At 66.0% G+C, this 1,051-nt stretch carries 1 protein-coding gene and 1 pseudogene; both read right to left on the reverse strand.

Features of this window, described 5'->3' with window-relative positions; genetic code table 11:
• The coding region (locus AC2VOP_RS06125) for a Crp/Fnr family transcriptional regulator (RefSeq protein WP_486960125.1) at positions 1–685 on the reverse strand (685 nt) is incomplete at its 3' end.
• A gap of 170 nt (positions 686–855) precedes the next feature.
• Positions 856–1,051 (reverse strand): annotated as a pseudogene (locus tag AC2VOP_RS06130) (TVP38/TMEM64 family protein); the annotation flags it as partial.

Consider the following 1,051-nt stretch of genomic DNA (forward strand, 5'->3'; position numbering starts at 1 on the left):
TGCGTGCATACGCATCCAACGCGGGGATGTCCGGAATCTGTATGACCGCCCCGTGCGGGCGGATCAGTCCGCGGTCGGTGAGGGCGCGCATGGCACGGGAGAAGGTCTCGGGCGTCATACCGAGTCTTGAGGCGAGAACCTGTTTGATGGCGGGTAGCTCGATGCTCGTCGACCGTGCGCCAGGGTTTGCATCATCTGCGATACCAGCGGCGGTACCGGGGTCGTCGGTTCTGGCCCCCGCCGCTCCGAGAATGTAGGCGACGATCCGCTGCGTCGCCGATTGCAGAGACAACATGGCGATATCTTGGATCGTGCTTTGCAGCCGGCGCGCCATCGATGCCAGCATGATGCGCGCCATCGCGGGGTCGTCGTCGAGGACCCGGTCGACAGCGGCAGCCGGGACGAACACCAGCTGCGCATCGGCCAGGGCGGTGGCGTCCACCGGGTAGGGCTTGTGTATGAACATGACGGCATGGCCGAAAGCGCTTCCCGGGCGCAGGATTTCCACGACTTTCACCATGCCTGCTGAATTGGACACCGAAAGCTGCATGAGGCCCTCGCGAACCAGGTAGAAGCCCGTGGACGGTGTTCCTTTACGGAACAACACCTGGCCGGAGGGCAGGAAAATCGCGCGGCTCTGCGCAGCCAGGAAGTCCACGTGGGGGGTGTCCAGCCCGTCGAACATAGGGGCAGCCGCAATAGCTCGCCGCAACTCGGCACTCATCTGACCTTGCCCTCGGGTACGCCTCATGAGGCCGGTGCGCTGCCCGGCCCGGTGGTGAGCGTAGTACTCGACCACGACTCCTGTCAGCAAGCACCGTGGCCATCTGCACCGGGGGCTGCGGTCTGCATGCGTCAGCCCGCCCCCGTCTCCCAATCCGATTCCGGGGCGCTGCCGCCTCCGCCCGGGCGACGTTGACTACGCCAATGCCGGACGCCACGGCGCGCGGCGAACACGCCGACGATCGCGGTGACACACCACACCGCTATCGCCGAGTACGCCAACGGCGACGACAGGTTGCCGATCGAGGCCCCCAGCACCGTGTAGACG

It is taken from the genome of Mycobacterium sp. TH-M106, from assembly GCF_057473765.1.